Here is a 20,560-nt window from a genome sequence, read left to right on the forward strand (position 1 = left end):
AAATCTAGTGCATTTATTTTTTGTATATTACTATAAATTAAAGAAATATTCATATTTACTTGATTTTATACCTTTACTTTCTATAAAAATTAGAAAATCAATATTACATAAAACTTTCATTTTTTTTAAAGTATAATTATATTTTTTTTGTAATTTTGTTCTATAATTTAATATTGAAATTATTATCTCTATTTATTTTCAATTTTAAATTATTCGACAATTAGTTGAATTATCTCTTCATCAATAATTTCAACTTTATCTTTTCCTTTCTTAAATAAACATGTATTTGTTTCAATTTTTGAATAAAATTTTGACGCATTTTCATCCTATTCCTTCAAATAGCTCATGTTTACGTCCATGTAATTTTTGGTAATTATTTTTAAGAATTATTTTTTAAACTTTTAGAAATACTACTTTTATATTGTATTTTTCTATATATTCATTTAAAAAGTTGCATATTTTTCGTTTTGATTGATTTGTTTTGATTTTATTTATTCTTTTTTTTGAATATTTTAAATTAAATCAATTAGTGCAAGAGAAAAATTTTTCTTGTATTTTTTGTCGAATGGTGTATAATTTATTTTTGTAATAATAAATTAATAAACTGTTAAGGAGGAAACAAAAATGTCATCAAATAACAATGACTCTAAAAAGTTATCACTTATGGCCTTAATCCTTATGATCTTTACATCTGTTTACGGATTTAACAACATGCCAAGATCGTTTTATTTAATGGGTTATGGTGCAATTCCCTTCTACATAATATCAGCAATAATATTCTTTATACCATTTGCATTTATGATTGCAGAATATGGTTCTACTTTTAAAAGTGAAAAAGGTGGAATTTACTCTTGGATGGAAAAATCTGTTGGACCAAGATATGCATTCATTGCTACTTTTATGTGGTACTCAGCTCAAATAATATGGATGGTTAACGTATCATCAAGTATTTGGATTCCAGTATCAAATGCAATTTCTGGATACGATAATACTAGTAACTGGTCATTATTTGGACTAGATACAACTAAAACTTTAGGTATATTAGGTATATTAATAATAATAGCAATAACTTATTTCGGATCTAAAGGATTAGATAAAATAAAGAAAATAACATCTGTTGGTGGTACAGCAGTTGCTTTACTTAATATATTACTTATTGGAGGAGCTATAATTGTATTAATAATGAATAAAGGACAATTAGCTCAACCAATCGAATCTATGGCTTCATTCGTGAAATCTCCAAATCCAGCATATGCATCACCTATAGCAGTGCTTTCATTCTTAGTTTATGCAATATTTGCATTTGGAGGAACAGAAGTTGTTGGTGGTCTTGTTGACCAAACTGAAAATCCTGAAAAGAACTTCCCTAAAGGATTAACTATAGCAGCTATCGTAATTGCTGTTGGATACTCTATTGGAATTTTCTGTATAGGAGTATTCACTAACTGGTCTGCAACTCTATCACCAGACACAGTTAATAAAGCTAACGTTGGTTATGTTGTAATGAACAACTTAGGATTTACTTTAGCATCTGTATTTGGTGCTACAGAAGCAGTAGCTATCCAAGTAGGTAACTGGACTGCTAGATTTGTTGGACTTTCAATGTTACTTGCTTTACTTGGTGCATTCTTCACATTAAGCTATGCTCCTTTAAAACAATTAATAGAAGGTTCTCCAAAAGGATTATTACCTGAAAAACTTTGTAAAATAGAAAATGGAATGCCTAAAACAGCTATGCTAGTACAAGCTGCGATTGTTATAGTAATTATACTTCTAGTATCTTTCGGAGGAAAAGCAGCAAGCAAATTCCTTGATGTACTTATAGCTATGACTAACGTTTCAATGACTATACCTTATATGTTCTTATCTGGTGCATTCATTGCATTTAAGTCAAAACAAAACTTAGATAGACCATTTGAAATGTTTAAAGGTAAAGGATTAATAACAATCTTTACTATAGTTGTTACTGCTACAGTTGGTTTTGCTAACGTATTTTCAATTGTAGAACCTGCTCTTAACGGAGATTGGTTCACAACTATATGGAGTGTAGCTGGACCTATATTCTTTACAATTGTTGCTCTAGTTTTATATTCTAGATATGACAAAAAGAAAAAGGCTGGACAATTATAAAATAAATAAAAAGCATTGACTTATATAAGTCAATGCTTTTACTTTTTATATCCAACTTTATTTTATTATATCTTGGAAATTCCCATTTATAATATTTGTTAAATCTTTTGGTGAAAGTTCTATTTGCATACCTATTTTTCCACCACTTACTACTAGAGTTTCTAGATTTTCTGCTGTACTATGTATAAATGTTTTATACAGTTTTTTCATACCTATTGGAGAACAACCACCTCTTATATAACCTGTATATTTGTTTATATCTTTTACATGAATCATTTCAACCTTTTTTTCTCCAGCAACTTTAGCACTTTTCTTCAAATCCAATTCTTCATTTACTGGAATAACAAAAACATATATTTCTTTAGATTGTCCTTGTAGCACTAACGTCTTAAACACTTCTTCTACATTTTTTCCTATTTTACTGGCTACAGATACACCATCTATTTTTCCATCTTTATTTTCATATGTACTAATATTATATTTTATATTTTCCTTATCTAATATTCTCATTGCATTAGTTTTTGCTTGAGCCATCTTGTTACCTCCTTAATCCTATAAGTACTATTATTTTACCAAATATTTTTTTAAAAAGTAAAATTAAAAGGATTAAACATATTATACGTCTAATCCTTTTAATTTTATAGAGATAGATTAATATCTCATTTTATAATTAATTGTTAAGGAAGCACTTTATTGTAGGGTTTAAAGTCAAATTCTTACCCTATTAAGTAATTAATTTCATCAGAGAATGTTAATTTTTTTGGATTCCAGTCTCTTGTAATATCCTCTAGCTTTCTAACCTTTAATTCTGAATTTCTTATAAACTCGTAAAATTTTTTATCTAACCATGGTGGACTCCACGCCCCAGATCTACAAATATGAATTGCTGATATTTCACTATTTTTAAATTGTTCATACTCTATATCCCATCTATTCATAACATATTCAATATTGTACTTACTATTAAGTTCACTAAAATCATTAGGTTGTTCCATTGTATATGGACTATATATTATAGTTGATTTATTAATTATATTATCTTTAAATAATTTACCTAACCAATTTGCACAATTTAGTTCAAATTCTAAAGACGATAAACCTCCATACCCTAAATCACTGTGGGCATCAAATAAAATTATATTATCACATTTATTGTCCTTTGCAATTTTGTATGAAAACTTATGTGAATCAGATATAAATACCTCAATGTCTTTCTTTAAGTTAAATCGTTCTTTAATAAAATTCCAAAATCTTTTAGTATTTGTATTGATATAAATCTCTTTTTCTAAATTTATACCTCTTATATTTTCTTCTATGTATCTTTTATACCATATATCTACTAAACATCTTTCATTTTCAATATATGAGCCACACCATTCTGGTCTTATTTTAATAAAGTAATCCCAATCTATACTTAACAAGCTTTTTTCCATTTTCTCACCTCACTACTACTTATATTAAGTAGTATTTTTTTAACTTATTAATAAGACTTTTCATATATCATCAAAATAAAATCATAATTTCAGTACTGTAAATATAATCATATTTATTCATATATTTTCCATAAACTATCTTCATTATATGTTATTACACTATTTAGTTCAAAGTTAAATACCTAATGTTACCCTTCAAATTCTACTTATTATCTCTATGTACTAATTTTAAAACTATATTACGCATATTTGCTTAGATTACTTCATACTATAACGTATAATAAAAAAGGGAGATTATTATCTCCCTAAATAAATTTACTTAATTATTCCTTTTTAAATCCTTTTTTAAAATAAATATACCTAATATAAAAGTACAAATTTCTGAAAATGAAACACTAAACCATACTCCATTTATTTTAAATGCAGGTGTAAGTATTATTAATCCTAAAATTACAAATATGATACCTCTACTTAGTGATATAAATATTGCCATCTTAGATTCCTCTATAGATTGTAAGAAATATAAAAATACCATATTTGCACCCATAAGTGCATATCCAAAGAAATATATTCTCATTGCCTTCGCTGTTATATTTATTAATTGTAAATCATCCTTTGTGAAAAGTTTAAGAATTGTTTCTGGAAATAATAGGAAAATCACATATATAAATATACCAAAACTCATTGATAATATTACTGCATACTTTAAACTTTCTAAGATTCTTTTTCTTTTTTTAGCTCCAAAATTAACACTAACAACTGGTTGTATACTTTGACCTATTCCTTCAAACACAGCTATGCCTAAAAATGCAATATTAGCAATTATGCCATACGCAGCTACATATAATTCTCCACCCAGCTTCATAAAAATATTATTTAATATGAATATGATAATTCCTCCGCATATTTCAAGTATAAAACTTCCAAATCCATTTTTCACTATTCGTTTTATAATTTTACTTTCCATAGCTACTTTTGAAAATTTAAGAGTTCCTCTTTGTCTTAAAAAATGCGTAGAAAGAATTAATAAATTTATTATTGGAGATATAGCTGTAGCTAATGCAGCCCCAGCTATACCTAAATCAAAAATAAATATAAATACATAGTCAAGAATTACATTTGCTAAATTTGATACTATTGATGCAATCATAACAAGTCTAGGATTTTTATCATTTCTAATGAACGCGCTTAATACTCCCACTAATAAAAAAGCCCATGATACTGCACTAATTATCCCTATATATATTGAAACTAAAGGTTTAATTTCTTCAGTAGCACCTAAAAGTGAAGCAATATTTTTAGGAAATATAACCCCTATAATCGTTAATATAATTCCAACAATTATTGCCATAATTACTGCTATTGAAAAAACTTTATTTTTTTCTTTTTCATCACCTTTTCCTATAGCTATTGAAACTAACGTTCCTCCCCCTATTCCTATAGTACAATGTAATGCCGTAAATACACTATATATTGGTATTGATATGTTTAGTGCTGCAAGTGCTGTACTTCCTACTCCATATCCAACAAATGCAGTGTCCACAAATACATAAGCTGAAACTGCTAACATAGACAACACCGACGGAATTAAATAGTGTAATAGGATTTTTTTTATATCCCCTTCTAATAAATCTAATTTTCTCATCTCTTTCCCTCTTTTTCTACTATATTTGTATATTAAACTTAGTTGATAATATTAAAACTTTTCCATCTTAACATTCAACTGCTTCATCAATTGAAAATAGATATAAATATTTAGCTGTTACTTTTTTCCCTGTTCCTCTTTCTATAGCATCTTTATAATACTCTAATTGAATATTATATTTCTCTATAATTTGATTCTTAGTTTCCTCTGTAACATAATCAGTTTTATAATCAAATAGTATTATATTCCCATCTTCTTCAAAATATCCATCTATTATTCCTTGAACTTTTAGATAATCATTATTGTAATTATCACTTTCTATTCCTTCAAGTTCTTTATAAGCCTCTTTTACACTTACTTCAATACTAAATGGAACTTCTCTTAATAATTCACTTCTACTATCTGCTTCTATAACTCTTTTACCTAATTTAGATTTTAAAAATGCTTCTATTTTATTAATTCTTATAGATTTAGCTTGCTCAGTTGTAAGTAATTCTTTTAAAACCATAAATTCTATTTGCTCTTCAATTTCATGCTTGCTTATCTTGTTAAAGTCTAATCTTTGCATAACCGCATGCATTGCAGTTCCTTTTTCAGCTGGAGTTAGTTCCTTTTTTTCTTCTAAAAATCTTGGTCTATTAACTATTGGTTTTATATATTCAGAAGTAAGCTTTTTATTTTCTACAAATTCTTCCTCTAACTCTAAATTATTTAACCTTTTTATCTCCGAAACAGTAATATTAGTTTTTATATTTGTTGCTAATTGGTACTTATATTTAAAATCTAATCTATTAATTATTTCACTTGCTAATTCATCATTACATTCTTTTGAATTTAATTTATTTAACTTTTCTTTTATATCAAGCTCATCTAAAATTTTATCTTCTTTATATAAATCATCTTGTTTAGCAAATCTTACATTCCAAAGTACATCATTATTCAGTATAACAGTACCTGTTACCCTATCTAAATCTTCTGTCAAAAACTTTCCATCTGGATGTTTTATTATAGTTGGCATAATCCAATCTAAATAAGTATTATTTTTTAATAAGTAACCTTCAAGAATTTTTTCTTTTCCATTTTTAGCGGCATTATTCCACTTTTCTAAAGACTTTTCTATAGACTTTACTTCGCCTGTAATAATTAATTTTTCTTTTGCTCTAGTAAAAGCAACATATAATACTCTCATTTCTTCTGATAAATTTTCTTTTTCTATTTTACTTTTTAAAATCTCTCTTATCAGTGGAGAATGTGATACTCTTTTCTCTATATCTACAATTTGTGGACCAAATCCTAATTCTTGATGAACTAATATTTTATTTCTAATATCCATTGTATTTGGTTTTTTTCCGGCTCCACTTAAAAATACAACCGGAAATTCTAAACCTTTACTTTTATGAATACTCATTATTCTAACTACATCTTCATTCTCGCCAATAATCTTAGCAGAACCTAAATCACCACTACTAGTTCTTAATTTATTTATAAAGTTTATAAAATTAAATAATCCTTTATAACTTGTGCTTTCATATTGTTTGGCCCTTTGAAATAACATCTTTAAATTTGCTTGTCTTTTTATGCCTGCAGGCATAGCTCCTACATATCCATAATATCCTGTTTCCATATATAAACTCCATACAAGTTCATATATTGGCATTATCAACGATTTATCTCTCCATACTTTTAATCTACTTAAGAAATTTTTAACTTTATTTTTTAATTCATCATTTTCTCCTAATTCAATATACTGTTTTAATGCTTCAAATATAGATGTCTCTGGGCTGTTTAATCTAATATCTACAACTTCTTCTGATGTAAAGCCAACTATTGGTGATCTAAGTACAGAAAGTAATGGTATATCTTGTATTGGATTATCAATTATCTCTAAAAGACTTAACATAATTTTTATTTCTAAACTATTAAAATAACTATCATTTGCGTCACTATAAACAGGAACCCCCAAATTTTTAAGTTCTTCTGCAAATACTGGAGCCCATTTTTTTGTAGAACGTAATAATACAACAATATCTTTGTATTTAACATTTCTATAATCTTTTAAATCATTATCAAATACTTTAAATTGATTTTTTTCATCAATTAAATCTAGTATTCTTTTTCCAACTACTTTAGCCTCTAATTCTATGCTACTTAAAGGTTCTTCATCATCACCGTCTTCTACTTGTTCTAAAAGTTCATCTTTATTGATTAATATAACTTCTGTTGGCCCTCCACAAGTACCACTTTCTATTTCCTTGTAATCAGCACCTAAATTTAATTCTTCTTCTTCATTGTAATCAAGTTCACCTAATTCTTTACTCATTATATTTCTAAAAACATAATTTACAGAATCTATTATTACTTTTCTACTTCTGAAATTTTTATATAATTTTATTAATCTAGTTTCTTTTCCTTCTTCTAAACTATAGGTTTCTTTCTTATTTAAAAATAATTCTGGTTTAGCCATTCTAAATCTATATATACTTTGTTTTACATCTCCAACCATAAATATATTATTAATTCCAATATGTTTTTTTGAAATCATATTTAATATATATTCTTGAATATAGTTTGAATCTTGATACTCATCTATAAGTATCTCATCATAACCTTCCCTTAAAACTTCTGCAACTTTAGATGGTACTATCTTCCCATCTACTTCTTCAGTCAATATTTTAAGTGCAAAATGCTCAAAATCATTGAAATCAATTATAGCTTTTTCTTTTTTCTTTTCACTATATCTATCTCTTAACTTTATAACTAACTCACAAAGCTTTTTAATTAGTGGATAAATATATTCCAAATCATCATAATTAGAATTTGAATAAATTTTTTCTATATTTTCTTTTATTTCATTCATTAAAGCTTTATAGTTATCTCTATTCTTTTTAACATATTTCTGTAATTCTACATCTGGACATTTGCTTATTGTTGGCATCTTTTTAAATTCTAGTTGCAAAAATAAATCTCTAATTTTATCTAAATCATTACTATTATCTTTTATATTTTGTGAAAAGAAAAAATCACAATCTATTACTGATTGATATTTTAATAAGCTTTCTGTTCTATCCACTATTTCTTTTGCATCATTTATATTATTAAAAGCTTCACTTATTTTTGTTTTAATATCAATTTTTAACATTTCTATTATTGATTCGCTATTTAAATAGTCACTTTTTTCTATATTTAAAAGTTCACTTTTTTCATTAAGCCATTTTTCTGGATATGGATTACTCATTGAAAAATTATATAAATCTAAAACCATTTCAAACAAACTTAAGTCATTCTTATTATTACAATAACTTTCAACTAATTTTAGAAAGTATTCATCCTTTTCTTCATACATTTCCTCAAAAACTTCATCTAGAGATTCTTGCTTTAAAATTAAGGTTTCTGTTTCATCTGCAATTCTAAAATTAGGATCTAAATCTATCATATGAAAATTTCTTTTTATAACATCTAGACAAAAAGAGTGTATTGTTGTAATACTAGCTTTATTTAATAATGTTAATTGTCTTTGTAAATATATTGAAGTTGGATTTTTACTAATTTCATTTGATATTGCTTTTCCTATTCTTTCTCTCATTTCTGAGGCCGCTGCATTAGTAAATGTAACTACTAGCAACCTATCTATATCTATAGGCCTATCTTTATCTGTTATCATTTTTATAATTCTTTCTACTAATACAGCTGTTTTACCTGAACCTGCAGCTGCTGCAACTAATAAATTAGCATCTCTTGTATATATAGCTGCTTCTTGTTCCTTAGTAAATTTCATACTTGCCACTTTCTAATCCTCCTCCAAAATTTTAAGTATTTCTTTATCATCTTTTCCACCAATTACTCTGTACTTGTTTTCTTCAAATTCTAAGCTAAATTGACATATTGAAGATAACTTACAATACTCACATGGAATTTCACTATCTGTCTTACATGGTGAAATTTCTATATTTCCACTTAACATTTTCTCAAAATTTTTGCTTATTTCATTTCTAACATGTTTCCTTAGTGTATTAAATCCCTCACTTGATATAACACTTGATGTAGATGAAATTTCACCATCTTTTTTTATGGATGCAGGTATTATAAGTGATTTTCCAGTTTCATCTAATGTCTTATCCATATCTTTTAATATTTCTACATCTTTAAGTAATAACCCATTCATCTTTAACTCTTTTAATATCTGTTCTCTTATTTTTTCTTCACTTTCATTTTCATCTATTTTTATTATAGGGTCATCTAACTTAAAATATAGTACACCAGCTGCTTTAGCATGTTCATTTCTAGCCTCTTGATTATTTAATATTGCATCTAAATACGTTAATAGTTGTACTTGTAAACCATAATACACATCACTTAATTTAAAGCTTTTAATACCTGACTTATAATCAATTATTCTATAATAAGCTTGATTACCCTCAACTAATTTATCAATTCTATCAATTCTACCTATGAGCTTTATAATTCTTCCATCTGAAATTTCTATTTCTATTGGCGGATAGTCACTATCGTTTAATCCAAAAGATATTTCATATCCAGACGGTTCAAAACATCCTAAAGTAATCTGCTTAGCTATTACAGATACAACTCTAATTAAAACTCTTTTTAATCTTTCACTTATATATCTATATCTGTATGAACTATTTAATATGAAGTTTTTATCCTCACTCATAATTACATTTACTATATTTTCAACCCTATTTTTACACTCATCATAGTTTAAATCACTCCATTTTATGCCTTCTTTTTCTATTTGTTTGGAAAATTTATCTAAAACACTATGCATAAAACTACCTAAATCTGGAGCAGTAAAACTATATAATTTTCTTTCTTTAGCCTTCAATCCGTATTGTACAAAATAACCAAATGGACAACGCACATAATTTTCTATTTTTGATACACTAAAATAGTTTCCATCACCATATAGTTTTTCAGCCTTTTCCTTACTAATAGAACTTGCAATATTTTTATATGAAAATCCCTCAAATATTCCATCTATAATCAATTGATATTCTAAGTCATCTTTAAAATATCTATATACTTCTTTCCATTCCTCTGAAATTTTTTCACTATCTAAGTATTTTCTTATTTCTATAATCATGTCATTAAATGCTGGAACTTTAGCTACTATATCATCAATATCTTTTTCCTTTAAACTCTCAACGATTTCACTTTTTTCATTTATATTAAATAAACTTTTTATCCTTGAAATTATCATTGATGGCCTCATTGATTTACCTTCAAAATCTGCAATAGGATATGAAATATAAAGAGTTTCACTTGGAAGTGTTAATGCTGCATAAATTAAAAATTGTTCCTCAAACATTAATGCTTTTGTATCTTTAGATAAAACTATTCCATTATCTTTTAATATAGTTTTATCTAAATCACTAAATACTCCTTCTTCTATAGTAGCCATTGGGAATACACCATCATTAACACCAATTACATATACAGCTCTTAATTCCTCTGTTCTTATTCTTTCAATACTTCCAATTGTTACACTATCTAATGTAGGAGGTATTAATCCAATCTCATGAGTAGAAATTGCCATATTAAATATCTCAACAAAATCATCCAATGATAATAATTCCTCACCTAAAATTTCAACTAGTTCATCTAATAATCCTAGTATTAAATTCCAAATTGAACTATATTCACTGGCTGCATTTAAATTGTTCTCTTCTTCCAATTTCTTAATTTCATATTCTATTGTTTGTTTTAAATTAATTTCCTCTAAGTATTCAAATATAAACTTACAAATATCATCTATTTTATTTTTAGATTTTATTTTACTTTTCAAGTTTAATATTGGAAGTAAAAAGTTATGCTTACATTCTCTTAATCTTTCATCACTCCAACACTCATCATCTAAGTATTTTTTCTTTCCTTTTATACCATATTGTAAAACATAGTTTTCTAATAAATCTATCTCTTCTTTATCTATTCCTAAAAGCCCACTTTTTAAATATCTAAAAACAGTTTCATATGAAAAATTATTACTTAAAATTTCTAGCACTGACTTTATTAAAATTACTATAGGATTTGTATTTATATCTTTTTTCTCATCTAAAAAATATGGGATATTGTATTCTGAGAATACTACTTTTATTATGTCTTCATAAGATTCCAAGTTTCTTGCTATAACAGCTACCTCTTTAAATCTATAATCTTTTTCCCTACATAATTTTAATATTTCTTTTGCTATATATTTAATTTCTGAATAAGTGTTCATTGCTTTAAATACTTTTATATTATTTACTTCATTATCATATTTTTTAGCTAAAACATTAAAATAATTTTTCTCTAAATACCCAAGTTCATCATTGTTTTTGAATCTATAATTGTTACTATTTTTATCATTACCTTTTAGTATTACTGGTTTATCATATCCTATATTATTTTCAGCTATTATTTTTAACAGTTGATTTTCTGTATAGAATACTGGATAAAAAGCATCACTTTCAGCTAAATCATTACTTTCTGAAATCACACTATTCTTCCCACCATAAGGTAATGTTACATTTACTCTAGGACATTTTTTTAATAATTCCTCTATTATTCCATATTGTTGAGGCGTAAAACCATAGAATTCATCTATCCAAATTTCTGCATTTTCTAAAAAGCTACTTTCCTTTATCTTAGATTTTAAATAACTTAAATCATCTACTGGATCAAAGTATCCTTTTTCTAAATAGGAATTATACCTTCCATATATACGTGCAGTATCTGAAATCTTATCACACAGTAATGGGTTTTCACTTAAACTATCTTTTAAAAGTGAAATCTCATCTGGTGCAATATTATAATTTTTAAATTCATCTATCATAGACACAACTGTATCTACAAATCCATTTTTTCTAGCTGACAAAGAAAATACTTTCAAATTTTCTCTCTCTTCATTTAAAATTTTATTTATTATAATTGCTTTTCCTGTAGGTGTTAAATTATTATGTGTAACACCACCCACTTCATTAAATATTGTATATGCAAGTCTCTTAAAAGAAAGTGCAAATACATTATTTATTCCTGTACAACCAATATTCTCTATAAGCATTTTTTCAGCTCTAAAAGAGAACTGTTCTGGAATTAAAAGTATTAACTTTGATTTACTATTTTCTTTATTTCTTTTCTTTATTTCATCTATACAAGTATAACTTTTACCACTACCAGCTCTTCCTAATATCAATCTTAGTGTCATACTATACTTGTTACAATAATATGTATTATTGTAACAACAACACCACCTTTCCTTTAAACTTCAACTCATACAATTATCAAATTGTAATATTTATATTTTAATATATAAATAAACTAAAGCTATTATTGTTTCTATCTAATTATATCTTTAAATTCTATAGAAACAACAGTACTAATTCGCTGTAAATCCTTGTCTTATTCGACATTAGTTTAATTTACTTACCTTATCTATTTTTAATGAAATACTATGTTTTTAAAAAATATAATATTTTTTTTATAAAATTTGACATAAAAGAAGGATTTTTAATTATATTTATAGAATAGTATATTTATTAAGTATAGTTTAAAAATAATAAATTTTCTATAAATTTATTATTTTATACTTATGTCAAAATATATTTATATATTTTGATTTTACTTAATGCACCTAACATAACAATTAATACTCTAATCTATTGTTTTGAAGATGCTTAGTAAAAATTTGGAGGTATGTGTTATGAACAAAATTGTTAACATTGAGGAAGCAATTTCTCATATTAAAGACGGCATGACTGTAATGATTGGTGGCTTCTTAGCTGCTGGTACACCTGAAAAATTAGTTGATGCTCTAGTTGAAAAAGGGGTAAAAGATTTAACTATCATCGCTAATGATACTGGATATCCTGATAAAGGAATTGGTAAATTAGTTGTTAATAAGCAAGTAAAGAAAGTTATTGCTTCTCATATTGGAACTAATCCTGAAACTGGAAGACTAATGAACACAAAGGAAATGGAAGTAGAACTTAATCCTCAAGGTACATTAGCTGAAAGAATTAGATGTGGTGGTGCTGGTCTTGGTGGTTTCTTGACTGAGACTGGTCTTGGAACTATAATTGAAGACGGTAAACAAAAGCTTACTGTTAACGGAAAAGAATATTTACTTGAGCTTCCTTTAAAAGCAGACATCGCTTTATTATTCGGTTCTAAAGTAGATGAAAAAGGTAATATTTATTACCATGAAGCTACTAGGAACTTTAATCCTTTAATAGCAACAGCTGCTGATACTGTAATCGTAGAGGCAGAAACTCTTGTTAAAGCAGGAGAATTAGACCCTAACATAGTTGTTACACCTGGTCTTTTTGTTGACTACATCGTAAAGGGGGATAAATAATCATGGATAAGAGTATGATGAGAGAAATTATAGCAAAAAGAGTTGCTAAAGAACTTAAAGATGGAGACGTAGTAAATCTTGGAATAGGACTTCCAACTCTTGTTGCAAATTATATACCTGAAGGAGTTGACATAACTCTACAATCTGAAAATGGATTCGTAGGAATAGGTTCTTCTCCTGAAGAAGGCAAAGAAGATAAGGACTTAATAAATGCAGGCGGACAATTTGTTACTGTAGTTCCTGGTGCTGCATTCTTTGATAGTTCAATGTCTTTCTCTATAATAAGAGGTGGACATGTTGATGCAACTATCCTTGGAGCACTAGAAGTAGACCAAGAAGGAAATCTTGCTAACTGGATGATTCCTGGCAAAATGGTTCCTGGTATGGGTGGAGCTATGGATTTAGTTGTTGGTGCAAAAAAAGTTATCGTATCAATGGAACATACTGCTAAAGGAAGACCAAAAATATTAAAAAAATGTACTTTACCTTTAACTGCAGCTCATCAAGTAAATTTAATAATAACTGAAATGGCAGTTATGGAAGTTACTAAAGATGGTCTTGTTTTAAGAGAACTTGGACCTGAAGCTACTATTGAGGATGTTAAAAATGCTACATTAGCAGATTTAATCATTCCTGATGATGTTAAGAAAATGGACATCTAAAGTTTAAATGTGTTCTACTTTAAACTCAAGAAATCTTGGTGTTTTTAATGTAGCTGAAATTATTGTAAGCAGTTTACTAAATAAACTTTTAGAGGATTATAAAGATATATGTAAATGTGAAAAATGTATAAATGATATGCTGGCATTGTCACTCAATAATGTTAAACCCCATTATGTGACTTCCGATTCAGGGGCTGTATATGCAAAAGTTGCATTTCAAGTAAACCCACAAGAACTTGCTACTCTTACATGTACTGTAATGCAAGCTATAGAAAAAGTTTCTTCTAATCCTCATCATTAAATTTTTATATTTCATGTGTTAGTATAAAAAAGGACTGATAACTCAGTCCTTTTTATTGTCATTATGACATCCTATGCAAAAATTCTATATATAGTTGCTGTTAAAAAACATACTATTATAGCAACTATGGTAGGCATAATAAATGAAAACCATGCCCATTTCCTGCTTCCTGTTTCTTTTTTTATAGTTAATATAGTTGTTGCACACGGAAAGTGTAATAATGAAAATAACATGGTATTTAAAAGTGTTAAATAAGTCCATCCATTATTAACTAGAACATTTTTCAACATATCTAAACTTGTAAAATCTGTCATAACCCCATTAGATAAATATCCCATTATTAATATCGGTAGTACTATTTCATTGGCAGGAAGTCCTAATATAAATGCCATTAATATATATCCATCTAACCCAATCGCTTTTGCAAATGGATCTAAAAAACTGGCTATATGCGCAACTAAGCTCATATCACCTATCATAACATTACTTAGCACATATATTATTATGCCAGCTGGTGCAGCTACTTTTATAGCCCTAACTAAAACAAATATAGTTCTATCTATAATTGAAGTATATATAACTCTTCCTATTTGTGGTTTTCTATAAGGTGGTAGTTCTAATGTGAATGATGATGGCATTCCTTTTAATATCGTTTTTGATAATATATATGAAACTACTAATGTTATAACTATTCCTAAAACTACTAATAGCATTACCATAAGTGCTGCTAACATAGAATCAGCTGTACTAGATGCAAAAGTTCCACCTACAAATATCATAGATAATGCTATAAGTGTTGGAAATCTTCCATTACAGGGTACAAAACAATTTGTCAAAATAGCAACAAGCCGTTCTCTTGGCGAATCTATTATTCTAGCAGCTATAACACCTGCTGCATTACATCCAAATCCCATACACATTGTTAATACTTGTTTTCCATGACAATGTGCTTTTTTAAAAGCTTTATCAAGATTAAAACAAATCCTTGGTAAATACCCACTATCTTCAAGCAAAGTGAATATTGGAAAAAATATTGCCATTGGTGGTAACATTACCGAAATTACCCATGCAACTGTTTTGTATAATCCTAACACTAATATATTTTTAAGCCATAAAGGTGCACCTATATAATTAAATAGTTGTAATAATTTTACCTCTAAAGAGTCAAACATAGACGCAAGTAATGCTGATGGATAATTTGCTCCTTGAATAGTTAACCATAAAATTATAGTTAAAAATATTAACATAACTGGTATTCCTGTTTTTTTTGATGTTAATATATTATCTATTTTTTGTTGCTCCAATATTTTATTTCCACTTTTTTCAACTACTTTATTAGAAACTTCAAAGCATTCATTGTATATCTTTTTTGCTATATCATCTCTTATTTTTGAGTTTGATTTTATAAAACATTCAACTTCATTACTTAAGTCTTTATCCTCTATATAAAAACTTTCATCTACATACTTTCTTATTGAATTTATTATTGTCTTATCACCATCTAACAATCTTAATGCTATCCATCTATAATTTAATTCATTATACTTTTTAGATAAAATTAATTCTAATCTTTCTACTTCTTTTTCTATAAAATCATCATATTGAATTTTAAAATTATTATTGTTTTCCTTTTTACTATATTCATAAATTGCTTCTTTTAATTCATTGATACCTTTTCCATTTCTTGCTGAAGTAGATACTACTGGTACCTTCAAAATTTCTGATAACTTCTCTATATTAACAGTTATATTTTTCTTTTTAGCCTCATCCATTAAATTTACACATACCAAAACATTAGAAGTTATCTCCATTATTTGCAACAATAAATTTAAATTTCTTTCTAAACATGTTGCATCTAAAACTACTACTACTAAATCTGCTTCTCCAAAACATATATAATCTCTTGCCACTTCTTCTTCTGCTGATGTAGCAAGTAATGAATATGTTCCTGGCAAATCTACTAATATAAATTCATCTTTCTTATAGTTAAAATTTCCTTGAAAATTTACTACTGTCTTTCCTGGCCAATTTCCTGTATGCTGATGCAATCCGGTAAGACTATTGAATACTGTACTTTTCCCAGTATTAGGATTTCCTGCTAATGCAATCACAAATTGATTTTCTTTTGTTTTTTCTACTATTTTAATATCTTGTAAGCTTTCCTTTTTAGTTGAACTAAATGTTAACCCCATTTCACACCTCTATAATCATTGCTTCTTATATACTATTATTTTTTCACTTTCTTCTTTTCTAAGCGCTATACAAGTATCTCTAATAAAATATGCTCTTGGCTCACCAAGTGGAGAATCTCTTAACACAAATATAGTTGTATCTGGAACAAATCCTAAATCTAGAAGCCTTTGTTTATTAAGTCCAGTAGATAATATTTCTTTTATAATTACTTCATCACCAATATCTGTATCACTTAATTTTATTATTTTTTCCTCCATTTTTTTCTCCTTTTTTTAGTATTTCTCTAATATATATTATGTTTTTTTCTTTTATAAGTGATTATTTTACATAATTGTATTTTTTTATTTTTATTAACCAAAATTTATGCAACATATAAAATTTTATAATTGCCATACTATTTGTGTAAGGATTTTGATGACAAATTTATTATCAAAATTATTAAATTAATTTAGCGCTAAATTATTAAATTAAATATCTGTGATAAAAAAATATTTATATTATTAAGGAGGATTTTAAAATGTCAGCAAATAAAAGTATAGGATGTACTGTAAATCAATGTAAACATCACGATGGAAGTGAAAACTATTGTACATTAACACAAATAAATGTTAGTACTCATGAGTCTAATCCTACACAAATAGAATGTACAGATTGTGCTAGTTTTGAAAAAAAATCTTGTTGTTGTTCACACTAATAATATTTAAAATACTAAATAGTATTTTAATTTATAATTAGTGTAAATATCATGGTAAAAATTTAATTGTTCATTAAAAATATCAAGCCTAATTTTAAATTAGGCTTGATATTTTACATTGTAACTTCTTTGTAAAAAAAGATTACCTTTTTTATTTTATAATTTAAAGTGTAGATTTATCATATATTTTATATATATATACTTTATATTATTTTATATTATTTTATATAAGATTCCAAAGTTTATATTCAAAATTATTAAATTTAAACCTTGGATACTACAAGCGAGACTAGCTCAAAAGCATATTAAAATTAACAACTTTTTTTAACAAGTATATTTATATCTAAAAATAATTTTAAACTTGAGCTTATTTCCATATACATATTTGATTTAATTTATATAAAATATTTTCATCTTACTAATTAAATCTATAATCTAATTTACATAAGGAGAATTCTAAATGACAAAATCATCACGTAATAGAAAATTAATTTACAAAAAACAAATTCATTCTATAATTTTATTAAGTGTTTTACTAATAATTTCTGTATTTTTTTCTTTTTTCACATCAAATAAAATTAAGAATTATACAACAAAAGTGGACTTGCTTAATAAAGATGTAAATGTCCTAAATGACGATATTTCTAAATTAAAAGAAGAAAACTCAAAGCTTAATGAAAACAAAAAAACTATCGATGAAAAATTAAAAACTTTTCTATCTAATTAATTTATTTAGGGGGACATTTTACAATGAATTCTAAAAGAAATTCTTTTATAATAAAATCTTTACTCGGACTTATTTTAGTTGTTTTTTTTATAAATATATATTTTACATCTCAACTATTTTTTAATAAATCTAAATATAAAACTTTAGAAAGCAATATAGAAAGCATTCAAACCGAAAAGACTAAATTGTTATCTGAAAATGAAAAGCTAAAAAATGAGATATCCCAAAATGAAGCTAAAATAAATGAAGTAATTAAAACTTCAAAAAGAGCATATTTAACTTTTGATGACGGTCCATCTAATCATACATTAAAAATCTTAGATATACTTGATAAATATAATATAAAAGCTACTTTCTTTGTTAATAAAAAAGACAATATGGATAAGATATATAAAGAAATTAGTGATCGTGGACATGTTATAGCTAATCATACAGCTACTCATAATTATAAAAAAATATACAAAAATCAAGATAACTTTATTGCAGATGTAAAAGCATTAGATGACTTTATTGAAAATATAACAGGAAAAAAACCTTCTAAAGTTCTTAGATTTCCTGGTGGTTCTAACAATTTAGTAAATAAATCTTATAATAACAATGCTAACTTTATGCCTGATCTAGCTCAGAAAATGACTGATCTTGGATATACCTTCTTCGATTGGAACATTGATTCAACTGATGCTGCTGCTTTTAGACAAAAAAAGGATATCATTGTTAAAAGTATTTTAAATAATACTCCTTCAGTAAATACAGCCAATATATTAATGCATGATTTAGATCCAAAAGATACTACTGTAAATGCGTTACCAGAAATAATTGAAGGTTTAAAATCACAAGGTTTTATATTTGATAGTTTATCTCATGATTCAGTTAAAATTCAATTTACTAAAGTTAATTAAAATAAAAAAGATTGTGTTTCAATATAAGTTTAGTTACTTTGAAACACAATCTTTTTCTATTCTTCTTCTTTTTTCTTTTTAAAGAAGTCATCTACTCTTTTATTATTAACGTCCACTATTTTCTTAACTATATAATCATATCCATTTTCTGAATGTGGTATCATACAATTACTACAATCTTTTATTCCACTTATATTTTTGTTATTTCCCCCACAATCTTCTAAAAAGTATAATGGACAATAACAAAATAAGCAATTAAAATTACTATCATCCTTTACTTTATGACATGGAAAATACTCACAATCTTTATGCTGAAAAAATTTATAATTTGTAGTCATTTTTTATTCTCCCCCTATAAACAATAATTAAATCTTACTTTTTTATTGTAACACTGACAAGAGAAATAATCTAATATAATTATGTTATTAAATTGCCGCCTTCAAAAAGCCATTTCCTTGAACATCTAATGCCTCTGAAACTGATATTAATGATTTTTCATCAATTTCCTTTATAAGTTTTTGAACTTTATTTAATTCATTTTCTGTTACCACACAATAGATAACCTTTCTTTTTATACCAGTATATGCACCTTCTCCATAAAGAAAAGTTGTTCCTCTTCCTATTTTATCCATTATCTGTTTTGATACTAACTCTTCCTTTTCAGTAACAATCATTAGTATTTTCTTATTGTTGAACATATTAATTACTTTATCAATAACTATAGATTTAATATACATTAATGCCATTGTGTATAGTGTTACTTCTAAACTTGTTACAACAATACCTAAAACAACAATTACTCCATTTAATGCAAAATATAAAGTAGACATTTTTGCTCCATTTTTTCTCCTAATTATTATAGCTATAATATCCGTTCCGCCTTGTGATGCACCCTGCCTAAAGATTATCCCCATTCCTATTCCACTAATCACAGCTCCGAATAATGTTGCAATAACTATATCTTCTACTATTAAACCATTAACTAAATTTTTAGTTGCTATCAATGCACCTGACATTGAAATCATTCCCATAAAACTTAAAAATATAAATTCTTTGTCTTTCAAAAATTTATACCCTATTATAAACAGAGGTAAATTTATTATGAAGACCCAATATCCTGAAGATACATCTGTTATATACTGAAGTATTAGTGATATGCCTGCAATCCCTCCACTTAAAAGCTTATTTGGTGAAATAAATACATTTATTGCTATAGCATAAATTATACTACCAATTATAATTTTTACTATTTTTAATAGCAATTCTTTCTTTGATGTTTTCATCTTTTGATTCCTCCCTTTTATTTATAAAAATATACTTTTAAGTAAAATTTTTACATTATAGTGTATATTTATTTTCCTTTTTATGTTATTATAAAAGTAATTTAATATGTAAATTAAATTTGCATTATGCTTTAGTTTTATTTAAGATTTAATTCACTGCAATTATTTAATAAACTTCTTCGTTTATTAAATTTAATGTTGATACTTTATAATAAACTCCAATGTTTATCATATTAAATCTCAAAT

The 20,560-nt window shown here is 26.2% G+C and carries 16 protein-coding genes; 7 read left to right on the forward strand and 9 right to left on the reverse strand.

Going from position 1 to position 20,560, the window contains the following annotated elements; genetic code table 11:
• Positions 1–624: 624 nt before the first annotated feature.
• Entirely contained in the window at positions 625–2,130 is a 1,506-nt protein-coding gene (gene yjeM / locus BN346_RS18925) for a glutamate/gamma-aminobutyrate family transporter YjeM (protein ID WP_040330630.1), read from the forward strand.
• Positions 2,131–2,187: 57 nt separating this feature from the next.
• Here yjeM and ybaK read toward each other — a convergent pair whose 3' ends face one another.
• The 5 genes from ybaK to addB form a co-directional block, all read right to left on the reverse strand.
• Complete coding sequence (gene ybaK / locus BN346_RS18930; protein WP_040330632.1) at positions 2,188–2,664, reverse strand: Cys-tRNA(Pro) deacylase; 477 nt, start codon at positions 2,662–2,664, stop codon at positions 2,188–2,190.
• A gap of 182 nt (positions 2,665–2,846) precedes the next feature.
• Positions 2,847–3,563 (reverse strand): hypothetical protein, encoded by a 717-nt coding sequence (locus tag BN346_RS18935; protein WP_040330633.1) that lies wholly within the window; start codon positions 3,561–3,563, stop codon positions 2,847–2,849.
• 319 nt (positions 3,564–3,882) lie between these two features.
• On the reverse strand, positions 3,883–5,208 hold the full coding sequence (locus BN346_RS18940) for an MATE family efflux transporter (protein WP_040330634.1): 1,326 nt from the start codon (positions 5,206–5,208) through the stop codon (positions 3,883–3,885).
• A 67-nt stretch (positions 5,209–5,275) separates the two neighbouring features.
• Positions 5,276–8,983 (reverse strand): helicase-exonuclease AddAB subunit AddA, encoded by a 3,708-nt coding sequence (addA, locus tag BN346_RS18945; RefSeq protein WP_040330689.1) that lies wholly within the window; start codon positions 8,981–8,983, stop codon positions 5,276–5,278.
• 12 nt (positions 8,984–8,995) lie between these two features.
• On the reverse strand, positions 8,996–12,406 hold the full coding sequence (addB, locus tag BN346_RS18950) for a helicase-exonuclease AddAB subunit AddB (RefSeq protein ID WP_040330635.1): 3,411 nt from the start codon (positions 12,404–12,406) through the stop codon (positions 8,996–8,998).
• Positions 12,407–12,901: 495 nt separating this feature from the next.
• Between addB and atoD the strand changes: the two genes are divergently transcribed.
• The 3 genes from atoD to BN346_RS18965 are packed head-to-tail and all read left to right on the forward strand — an operon-like array spanning position 12,902 to position 14,518.
• On the forward strand, positions 12,902–13,555 hold the full coding sequence (atoD, locus tag BN346_RS18955; RefSeq protein WP_040330636.1) for an acetate CoA-transferase subunit alpha: 654 nt from the start codon (positions 12,902–12,904) through the stop codon (positions 13,553–13,555).
• 2 nt (positions 13,556–13,557) lie between these two features.
• Positions 13,558–14,217, forward strand: coding sequence for a 3-oxoacid CoA-transferase subunit B (locus BN346_RS18960; protein ID WP_242838458.1), 660 nt, complete (start codon positions 13,558–13,560; stop codon positions 14,215–14,217).
• Positions 14,218–14,224: 7 nt separating this feature from the next.
• Positions 14,225–14,518, forward strand: a complete 294-nt coding sequence (locus tag BN346_RS18965) for a late competence development ComFB family protein (RefSeq protein ID WP_040330638.1) — start codon at positions 14,225–14,227, stop codon at positions 14,516–14,518.
• A gap of 71 nt (positions 14,519–14,589) precedes the next feature.
• Here BN346_RS18965 and feoB read toward each other — a convergent pair whose 3' ends face one another.
• Positions 14,590–16,710: a ferrous iron transport protein B gene (feoB, locus tag BN346_RS18970; protein WP_040330639.1), complete on the reverse strand. Its 2,121-nt coding sequence runs from the start codon at positions 16,708–16,710 to the stop codon at positions 14,590–14,592.
• A 15-nt stretch (positions 16,711–16,725) separates the two neighbouring features.
• Positions 16,726–16,968 carry a FeoA family protein gene (locus BN346_RS18975; protein ID WP_040330640.1) on the reverse strand — a complete coding sequence of 81 codons (243 nt, stop codon included), beginning with the start codon at positions 16,966–16,968 and terminating at the stop codon, positions 16,726–16,728.
• 260 nt (positions 16,969–17,228) lie between these two features.
• Between BN346_RS18975 and BN346_RS21060 the strand changes: the two genes are divergently transcribed.
• The 3 genes from BN346_RS21060 to BN346_RS18985 all read left to right on the forward strand — a co-directional run bounded on the left by BN346_RS21060 (position 17,229) and on the right by BN346_RS18985 (position 19,031).
• Positions 17,229–17,405: a DUF1540 domain-containing protein gene (locus BN346_RS21060; RefSeq protein ID WP_074432744.1), complete on the forward strand. Its 177-nt coding sequence runs from the start codon at positions 17,229–17,231 to the stop codon at positions 17,403–17,405.
• A gap of 460 nt (positions 17,406–17,865) precedes the next feature.
• On the forward strand, positions 17,866–18,132 hold the full coding sequence (locus tag BN346_RS18980; RefSeq protein WP_040330642.1) for a hypothetical protein: 267 nt from the start codon (positions 17,866–17,868) through the stop codon (positions 18,130–18,132).
• A 23-nt stretch (positions 18,133–18,155) separates the two neighbouring features.
• Complete coding sequence (locus tag BN346_RS18985) at positions 18,156–19,031, forward strand: polysaccharide deacetylase family protein (protein ID WP_040330643.1); 876 nt, start codon at positions 18,156–18,158, stop codon at positions 19,029–19,031.
• Positions 19,032–19,087: 56 nt separating this feature from the next.
• Here BN346_RS18985 and BN346_RS18990 read toward each other — a convergent pair whose 3' ends face one another.
• Both BN346_RS18990 and BN346_RS18995 read right to left on the reverse strand, forming a co-directional pair.
• A complete protein-coding gene (locus tag BN346_RS18990; RefSeq protein WP_040330644.1) occupies positions 19,088–19,369 on the reverse strand; it encodes a cysteine-rich small domain-containing protein in 282 nt (93 codons plus the stop codon).
• Between the two features lie 87 nt (positions 19,370–19,456).
• Complete coding sequence (locus BN346_RS18995) at positions 19,457–20,314, reverse strand: YitT family protein (protein WP_040330646.1); 858 nt, start codon at positions 20,312–20,314, stop codon at positions 19,457–19,459.
• Positions 20,315–20,560 lie beyond the last annotated feature (246 nt).

It is taken from the genome of Clostridium ihumii AP5 (assembly GCF_000612845.1).
Classification (GTDB): Bacteria; Bacillota; Clostridia; order Clostridiales; family Clostridiaceae; genus Clostridium_J; species Clostridium_J ihumii.